This window comes from uncultured Corynebacterium sp., from assembly GCF_947253065.1.
Classification (GTDB): domain Bacteria; phylum Actinomycetota; class Actinomycetes; order Mycobacteriales; family Mycobacteriaceae; genus Corynebacterium.
On record NZ_CAMXWS010000052.1, the window covers coordinates 1 to 8284 of the forward strand.

Sequence of the window (8284 nt, forward strand, 5' to 3'; positions counted from 1 at the left end):
AAGAGGTCCTCGATATCTTTATCCATCACAGGCCTCCTTTCAGCGACACAGCCTTGCGCAGTTTATTTAACCCATCGCGCACTCGCGTTTTCGCGGTTCCGAGTGCGACGCCGGTTGCATCTGCGATTTCCTGGTGGGTGTATTCCCCGAAATATGCGAGCATGAGCGCACTGCGGTGGGGTTCCCCGATCGAATCAATGAGTTCTTGCAGTTCCTGCGATTCTAGTCGTTGTCCTGCTTCGTCCTCAGCAGCAGCGACCCAGGTGGTGAGCTGGCTGTTGAAGTCTTCAGTGTCACGGGCCTGCGCACTTCGCCAGCTCCGCAGTCTGTCAATAGACCTTGATTTGGCCAGGCGAAGCACCCATGATTTCGCGCTGCCCCGGGCCGGATCGAAAGTGTGGGCCTTTTGCCACACCTCCACGAACACCTCTTGGGTGACCTCTTCGGCTTGAGCTTGATCGCGCAGAATATGGGTGGCTAGACCAAGAACCTGTGGGGCAATGGCGTCGTAAAGCTCGGCGAATGCAGCTTTGTCACCTGCGCGCACGCTTTCTAAGAGACGGTCAGGATCCACAGATTCTAAATCTAACACCTGGGTCATGTGCTACTTGGATTCTTCCATCATTTTGTCTTCGCTCATCATCGCCTCGGACGACGGGGCCATGGACTCTTCGCTCATCATCGCGCTAGAGCTCGGGGTCATGGAGCCATCCATCTTGTCCTCCATCTTGTCTTCGCTGTCGTTGCAGGCAACGAGGCCGGTAGCGGCAATGGCGATGGCGCTGGCGGTGGCGATGGTGCGGTTGATAGACATTGTGTCTCCTTCACTGAGTTGGTGTTGCGGGCGCAGTTTTTCTGGCCCGTCATGAAGTACTACGGAGCACTCCGGGGCGGCGGATTGGACCAATCCGAAAAAGTAGGTGACTCCGTAGTTCTGGGTGTCAGGAAAGACATGATGGATTAAGGATGTTTCGATGCTCAGTGTTGTTCTCGTGGGGTTTATCGGGGGAGTGATCACAGCGCTCTCGCCGTGTATTTTGCCGGTGTTGCCGGTGGTACTCGGTGTGAGCGTGGGCCGTAAGCCTTCACACGTTGTGGCGGGTTTGACCATTAGTTTCGCGGTGATCGCGTTGCTGGGCTCGCTGCTTCTCAGCACGTTGCATTTGCCGCCGTCGGTGCTGCGGTGGACAGGTATTGTGCTGCTCTGTCTCGTTGGGTTGAGCATGATTTTTCCGAAGCTTGGGGACATTGTGCAGAAGCCCTTTGATGCCATACCGCGTCCGTACCAGCTCCAGCAGAACGCGAAGGATAAGGGCGGTTTCGTTATTGGGTTGGCGCTCGGTGCGGTGTACGTGCCGTGTGCAGGGCCGGTGCTCGCAGCGGTGACGGTTGCGGGAAATACGGGTGAGATCGGGTGGAATACGGTGCTGCTCACCGTGGCTTTCGCGCTGGGTTCTGCATTGCCGCTGTTCATTTTCGCGCTCGCGGGAAACAAGATCGGAGAGAAGGTCGACGTGGTGCAGCGCCACCGCCGCGCGATCGGCGTGGTGGTGCTCGTGTTCACGCTGGCGCTTGCGCTCAATGCACCGGCGGCGATCCAGCGGGCGCTGCCGAATTGGACATCGGGTCTGTCGCAGCGTTTTGAGAATTCAGACTTCGCCACCAATGCGTTGGGCACCGGTGAGCTAGGCGCTTGTCGACGCTCCGACCCCGCCACCCTCCACGACTGCGGCCCCGCCCCCGAGTTCGCAGGCTTGGAGAACTGGATCAACACTGAGCAGCCACCAAGCCCACACGATGGCGGCGTGATGCTCGTGGACTTCTGGGCTTATGCCTGCATCAACTGTCAGAGGGCAGGGGAGCACATCACCAAGCTTTACGACGCCTACCGCGACGCAGGCCTCACCGTCGTCGGCGTCCACTCCCCGGAGTACGGCTTCGAACATGATCTGGACAACGTGAAAGCCGCAGTGGAGAAAGAAGGCATCCACTACCCAGTGGCACAGGACAATTCCTTTGCCACCTGGAAGAATTTCAACAACCGCTACTGGCCGGCGCGTTACCTCATTGACAAAGATGGAAATGTTCGCCAGATCGTGGAAGGGGAGGGCTCTTACGCAGAGACTGAGCAGCTCATCCGCCAACTGCTGCGGGAGTCGAATCCGGGGGTGGAGCTACCGGAGGTCGTCGAAAAGCAAGCAGGTGAGGCTGGCACGAAAGACCGTAACCCGGAGACTTACTTGGGCACGGCGCGTGCGGAATACACCACGCAGGCCGAGTACAGCGATGGCCCGCATGACTTCGGTGAGCAAGCGGCACCGGGGCGGTACATGTTCGCGCTGTCCGGGAGATGGACGCTGGGTTCAGAGTCCGTGGAGGCAGATGGCGGTCACATGGATATCAACGTCCATGCGTCATGGGTGCAGCTGGTTGTGTCCGGTAAGGGGAATGTCGAGGTCGAGTATCCGGACGGCTCCACCAGGACCTTCGATGTCACTGACGGAACCTTGGACCTTGTGAAAGACGAAACGCCCACCGAGGGGGTGCTGCGCATCCGTCCCTCGGCAGGCGTGAAGTTGTATTCGTTGACCTTCGGCTAAGCGTGGATCTGGATTACATCCAGCCCCCGGCTTGAGAATAAAACCCAAGGTCGGATTCGCGGCGATGTAATCGAGATCCACCGCACGCCAGGCCTAGACCTGGTCCAGTGCCTCCGCGAAGCGTGCAACGGTGCCGTCAACGTCTGCCCACTTGTCCAGGCCGAACAAGCCGATGCGGAAGGTGGAGAAGCTCTCAGGTTCGCCGATCTGCAGCGGAACACCACCGGCGATCTGGATACCAGCCTGTTTGAAGGCGGCACCGGTTGCCTGCTCTGGTGAGTTGGCGTGCATTACCACGATGGAGGTGGCTTCAAAGCCCGGTGCGGCAACGGAGACGAAGCCCTTTGCGGCGAGTACCTCGCGGACCTTGGAACCAAGCTCGACCTGGCGTTTGGTCAGCTCGTCCAAGCCGATCTCCTTGGCTTCTTCCATGAGTTCAAGGTTGTGTGCGATCGCGTCGGTCGGCAGGGTCGCGTGGTAGGCGGCGCCACCGTCGACGTAGCCTTCGGAGATGGCGGTCCACTTGGCCAGGTCCATGGCGAAGCTGTCGGAAGTGGTGTTGTCCAGCTGTGCACGGCCGGCTTCGGAGAACATGATGTAGCCCGTGGCCGGAGAGCCGGACCAGCCCTTTTGCGGTGCGGAGATGAGGATGTCCACGCCGGTTTCTTCCATGTTGATCCACTTGGTGCCGGCGGCGACACAGTCGAGGACCATCAGGCCGCCGACTTCGTGTGTAGCAGCGGCGAGCTGGGAGATGTAGTCGGCGGGCAGTTCGAGGCCAGCTGCGGTTTCGACGTGCGCGGCGAAGACGACTGCAGGGCGCTCCGTACGAATGCGTGCGACTGCGTCGTCGATGGCCGGGGGAACATAAGAGGCGCGCTCATCATCGGAGGTCGGCTCGGCGTTGAGCACGGTGACCTTGTTGGCCACGCCGGAGGCATCGAAAATTTGGGTCCAGCGGTGGGAGAAATTTCCGGTGCGGATGACCAAGGCGTCCTTGTCACGTGCGAACTGGCGGGCGACGGATTCCATTGCAAAGGTGCCGCCACCAGGGACCACGGCGACGGATTTCGCGTGGTAGGTCTCGCGCAGGATCGTTTGGAGTTCCTGCATGATGCCGATGAATTTCGCGGACATGTGGTTCAGCGAGCGGTCGCTGAACACTGCCGAGTATTCGAGCAATCCTTCGGGGTCGATTTCGTGGCGGGGCAATTGGATTTCAGTCATGCCTTAACGCTATCGGTTTTCGCCGTCGTACGTGCGTAGTTAGAGCGCGTTGACGCCACCAGGCAAGCTCGTTAGCGTGATCCCGCGCTGTGCCGCATGGTCCGCATGCTTATCGACGAAACCCTGCGACCTCTTTCCCGATGCGCAGTACACCAGGACATCGGTGCCGGCGGGCAGTGAGTCGATGAAGTCCGCGCCGAGCTGGGGGTCTGCAGAGGTTGGAATGTGCGCGCCCTTGGCAGCTGGGATGTCCTTGATCGCCTTTTCGTGTTCTTCGCGCACGTCGAGGGCGATGACTGTGCCGGTGGCGGCGGCGTCGAGAAGCTCAGTGTTGGCGGGCATTGCACACGCGGTGCCTTCGTAGGTGCCAAAGCTGGTGATCAGCTCGCGGCCGGGGTCGCGGCGGACGCTGAAGTGGCGGATCTGGGTGGTCAATGCGTCGTACATGCGCAGCGTACCTACTGGTGCTTCGCCGATGCCGGTGAGGAATTTAATCACCTCGGTGGACATGAGTCCACCGACAACGCTGGTGGTCACACCGAGCACGCCAGCGGTGGCACAGTCGGGTACTGAGTCTGCATCGGGCTGGTCGGGGTAGAGGTCGCGCATGCCCACACCGTCTTCCGGTGCGCCGGGGCCGGACCACCACAGTGCGACATCACCGCGGTAGCGCAGCACTGATCCCCATACCAGGGGAGTGCCGGTGATCTCTGCTGCATCGGCTGCCATGAATTTGGTGGTGAAGGTGTCAGACCCGTCGATCAGCACATCCACACCTTCGAGGAGCTCCACTGCATTTGATGCATCCATTCGGCCGTCAATGGTGGTCACTTCGATGCCGGGCTGCAGTTCACGGAGCCTTTCGGCGGCCACATCTATCTTCCTACGGCCTACATCGGAGGCCCCGAAGAGGATTTGGCGGTGAATATTGGTGAGGTCGACTACGTCGTCGTCGATAAGCGAAATGTGCCCGACGCCTGTCGCTGCGAGCGTTTGCATGATCGGGCACCCGAGCCCTCCCGCGCCAATGACCAGTACGTGGGCACGGTGGAGCGCTTCTTGTTGCGCGGGACCGAAGCCAGGCAGATTCATCTGACGGGCGGTGCGGCGGAGTTCTTGCTCGGGAAGATTAATCACACCTCACCAGCCTAATGGCATAAGCTTTTTCGAGACCTTGACCGCTTACTAGTAATAGGGCCTGATTCATATGCGCAAATTTCGCGCTGACCCGCTGATCTTTTTCTCCGCGGTAGGATTCATCGTCGCCTTCGTGGCGCTGACCATTGGTTTCGGCGAGAATGCTCGCAATCTGTACTCGACTGTCTCCGCGTGGATGATGGACAATTTCGCCTGGCTGTACATCGGCGGCGTGTCCACTGTATTCATCTTCTTGATCGTCTTGTTCGTGTCCAAGTACGGTAATTACCGGCTTGGTGATGACGATGATGACCCGGAGTACTCCCTCCCCGTCTGGTTCTCGATGCTCTTTGCTGCTGGCATGGGCGCGACCCTGTTGTTCTGGGGTGCTGCTGAGCCACTGCACCACGCATTCAACCCGCCACGTGGTGAATATGAATCGATGAGCCGTGAAGCCATCCGTCAGGCCTTCGAGTTCACCTACTACCACTTCGGTATTCACATGTGGGTGATCTTCACCTTGCCTGGCCTGGCCATGGGCTACTTCATTTACAAGCGCAAGATGCCGGCCCGTTATTCGTCGATCTTCTCGCCGCTGCTGGGCTCGAAGGTCTACGAGTGGCCGGGCAAGCTTCTCGACGCCATCGGCATCATCGGCACCGTCTTCGGCCTCGCCGTTTCCGTCGGCCTGGGCGTTCTGCAGATCAGTGCTGGCCTGAACATCCTGTGGGGTGTTCCACTGGTGACGTGGGTGGAACTCGGCGTGATCATCTTCATCACGGTCTGTGCTTCCGTGTCTGTTGCGACTGGTCTAGACAAAGGCGTGAAGCTGCTGTCGAACCTGAACATCATTGGTTCGATTGCGCTGCTGGTCTTCCTTTTCGTGATGGGCCCGACCCTGAAGATCATTGAGCACCTGACCGAGTCCTTCGGTATCTACGCCTCGTCGCTGCCAGAGCTGATGTTCTGGGTGGACTCGAATAATGACAACCCGGGCTGGCACGCCACCTGGACCGCGTTCTACTGGGCGTGGACGATCTGTTGGTCGCCGTACGTGGGCATGTTCTTCGCCCGCATTTCCCGTGGCCGCACCGTGCGCCAGTTCATCGCTGGCACGATCTTGCTGCCGACTGTCTTCGACATCATCTGGTTCGCCACCTTTGGTCGCACCGCGATTGATGTAGAGGAGAAGAACCCTGGCGTGCTTACCGGCCCCGTCGTGGAGGACGGCGAGACCCCGCAAGCATTGTTCACCTTGTTGGCGGAATACCCGCTGTACTTCATCAGTGGTGCAGTGGCGCTCGCGGTGATCATCTTCTACTTCGTCACCTCGATTGACTCTGCTGCACTGGTGATGGACATGTTCACCACCGGTGAGGAAGAGGTAACGCCGCGGTACTACCGCGTTTCGTGGGCCGTGGCTGTCGGTGTTGTGACAGCAGCGCTGCTGTTCATCAACGATTCCGGTATTCAGGCTCTGCAGGAAGTGGTGATCATCATCGCCCTGCCGTTCTTCATCGTCTACTTCATCATGATGTTCTCTTTGGTGAAGGCGATGAGCGATGATGCCGAGGCAGAGCGTCGCTTCCGCTCCCGCCAGTGGGAGAAGACTGATACGGCCGAGAAGTACGAAGAGGCCGAGGCGAAGCCCGCGCCGGGCTACGACGAAGAGGGCAACGAGATCGACCGCCCCGAACTCGAATATGACCACGACGAGGGTTCGTGGCGCCTCACCGAGAGCCTCATCACCGAAGCCAAGGCGGACGATGAGGCAGTTGATGCCAAGGTGCCCGAAGGCACCGAGGTCATCGTCGAACCTGAAAAGGACTAGAGCGAGAACAAGACCGCATTGACAGCGCCGGCGCGAATCAGCGCCGGCTTTGTCATATCCAGGACGAACAGGTCACCGGTGGGGCTGGCGAAGACGAAACGGGTGCCGTGGTTGTGGACCTGGAAGGGCTGGAGGCGTTGTGGCTGGCGTTCAAAGCCTTGGTTCCAGCACTTGGTGCCCACCCACTTGCGCTGGATGGACACGGCCGGTGCCAGCTGGCCACGCGGGTTGCATTGCGGCTGGGATTTGCGGGCACGTTCGCTGACGCAGAGGGTTTCGCCGTCGTACAGGGCGCAGCGGACGGAGTTGTCGGAATTGGCGACGAACTGCGGGGCAGCCTCAGCTTGTGGGGCGAGTGCGGCGGTGGCCAGCACCGCGGACGCGAGGATAGCGGTGATGCGTTTCATGGTGTGGACTCCTCTGGTGGGCGAAGTGACTGGTATCACAGTCCACTTTTATCAGAATTACAGCACCTGATCAGCCCAGCTGGCAAGACCATCAAAGCTGGACGAAGCCACCGCGTGCTCACGCTTGGGGATGCGCCCCGCGCCCCGCGCCAGCAAGCCACCTTCCACCGCCAGGCGCATTGCCCGCGCCATGGCCACGGGGTCTTGGCAACGGTTGACAGCACTGGCCAGTAGAACACCGTCGCAGCCGAGCTCCATCGCCAGTGCTGCATCCGAGGCGGTGCCCACGCCCGCATCGATCAGGATGGGAACCTCCGCGCGGGAGCAGATCAGCTCGATATTGTGCGGATTCAAAATGCCCAACCCAGTACCAATGGGGGAGCCCAGCGGCATGACGGCGGCAGCGCCCAAGTCTTCGAGCTTCTTTGCCGCGACCGGGTCGTCGGAGGTGTAGGCGAGGACGGTGAAGCCTTCGTCGATGAGCAGCTCGCATGCCTCGACTGTCTCCACGACGTCCGGCAGCAGCGTGTGATCATCAGCGATGACCTCGAGTTTCACCCAGTCTGTGCCCAGTGCCTCGCGCGCCAGCTTCGCCGTGATCACCGCATCACGCGCGGTGCGGCAGCCAGCGGTATTTGGCAGTGGCGCGATATCCAGCCGATTGAGCAGGTCGAAGACCGACTCGCCAGATTCGGAGCCCGCAGCGTAGCGACGCATCGCCACCGTGGTCAGCTCCGTCCCCGACGCGACAAGCGCTTTTTCAAGCATGTCCTGCGAGCTCGCCCCGCCGGTCCCCATGATCAGGTGCGAGTCGAATGTCTTTCCAGCGATTTCGAGCACGGGCTAGCCTCCCTGCACAGCAGTGAGAATGTCCACCTGCGCGCCATCTTCAAGCTGGGTGGACTCCCATTCCGATTTTGGTACGACATCGCCGTTCACCGCGACGGCCGTTCCCGCGGGCACCTCACCCAGACGTTCGCGCAGAAGCTTATCGACGCTTCCCGCCTCCGTCTCCACCTTTTCCCCGTTGACAACCAACTGCATTAGTTCCTCCTTGAATGACGCAGGGGATCACAGGCCCC

General features: G+C 60.2%; 9 protein-coding genes. 2 read left to right on the top strand and 7 right to left on the bottom strand.

The features are described 5' to 3' along the window. Nucleotides 1-25: 25 nt before the first annotated feature. Nucleotides 26-601 carry a sigma-70 family RNA polymerase sigma factor gene (locus Q0X21_RS09420; protein ID WP_297851628.1) on the bottom strand — a complete coding sequence of 192 codons (576 nt, stop codon included), beginning with the start codon at nt 599-601 and terminating at the stop codon, nt 26-28. A gap of 3 nt (nt 602-604) precedes the next feature. Further along, nucleotides 605-814 carry a hypothetical protein gene (locus Q0X21_RS09425; protein WP_297851629.1) on the bottom strand — a complete coding sequence of 70 codons (210 nt, stop codon included), beginning with the start codon at nt 812-814 and terminating at the stop codon, nt 605-607. A gap of 160 nt (nt 815-974) precedes the next feature. Here Q0X21_RS09425 and Q0X21_RS09430 point away from each other — a divergent pair, with 160 nt between their 5' ends. Further along, a complete protein-coding gene (locus Q0X21_RS09430; RefSeq protein ID WP_297851630.1) occupies nt 975-2600 on the top strand; it encodes a cytochrome c biogenesis protein CcdA in 1626 nt (541 codons plus the stop codon). A gap of 93 nt (nt 2601-2693) precedes the next feature. On the opposite strand, the gene Q0X21_RS09435 is transcribed toward Q0X21_RS09430, so the two are convergent. Both Q0X21_RS09435 and Q0X21_RS09440 read right to left on the bottom strand, forming a co-directional pair. Continuing rightward, the gene (locus Q0X21_RS09435) at nt 2694-3827 is read right to left on the bottom strand and encodes an aminotransferase class V-fold PLP-dependent enzyme (RefSeq protein ID WP_297851631.1); all 1134 of its coding nucleotides are present in this window, start codon (nt 3825-3827) and stop codon (nt 2694-2696) included. 39 nt (nt 3828-3866) lie between these two features. Beyond that, nucleotides 3867-4964, bottom strand: coding sequence for a ThiF family adenylyltransferase (locus Q0X21_RS09440; RefSeq protein ID WP_297851632.1), 1098 nt, complete (start codon nt 4962-4964; stop codon nt 3867-3869). A 70-nt stretch (nt 4965-5034) separates the two neighbouring features. Here Q0X21_RS09440 and Q0X21_RS09445 point away from each other — a divergent pair, with 70 nt between their 5' ends. Further along, nucleotides 5035-6795, top strand: a complete 1761-nt coding sequence (locus Q0X21_RS09445; RefSeq protein ID WP_297851633.1) for a BCCT family transporter — start codon at nt 5035-5037, stop codon at nt 6793-6795. Here the strand turns inward: Q0X21_RS09445 and Q0X21_RS09450 are convergent. Genes Q0X21_RS09450 through thiS form a run of 3 tightly spaced genes read right to left on the bottom strand, consistent with a single transcriptional unit; the run spans nt 6792 to nt 8246 of the window. Then, on the bottom strand, nt 6792-7202 hold the full coding sequence (locus tag Q0X21_RS09450) for a hypothetical protein (protein ID WP_297851634.1): 411 nt from the start codon (nt 7200-7202) through the stop codon (nt 6792-6794). The two genes, Q0X21_RS09445 and Q0X21_RS09450, sit on opposite strands and share 4 nt — an antisense overlap. 57 nt (nt 7203-7259) lie before the next feature. After that, nucleotides 7260-8042 (bottom strand): thiazole synthase, encoded by a 783-nt coding sequence (locus Q0X21_RS09455; protein WP_297851635.1) that lies wholly within the window; start codon nt 8040-8042, stop codon nt 7260-7262. A gap of 3 nt (nt 8043-8045) precedes the next feature. Then, nucleotides 8046-8246, bottom strand: a complete 201-nt coding sequence (gene thiS, locus Q0X21_RS09460) for a sulfur carrier protein ThiS (RefSeq protein WP_297851636.1) — start codon at nt 8244-8246, stop codon at nt 8046-8048. Nucleotides 8247-8284: the final 38 nt, after the last annotated feature.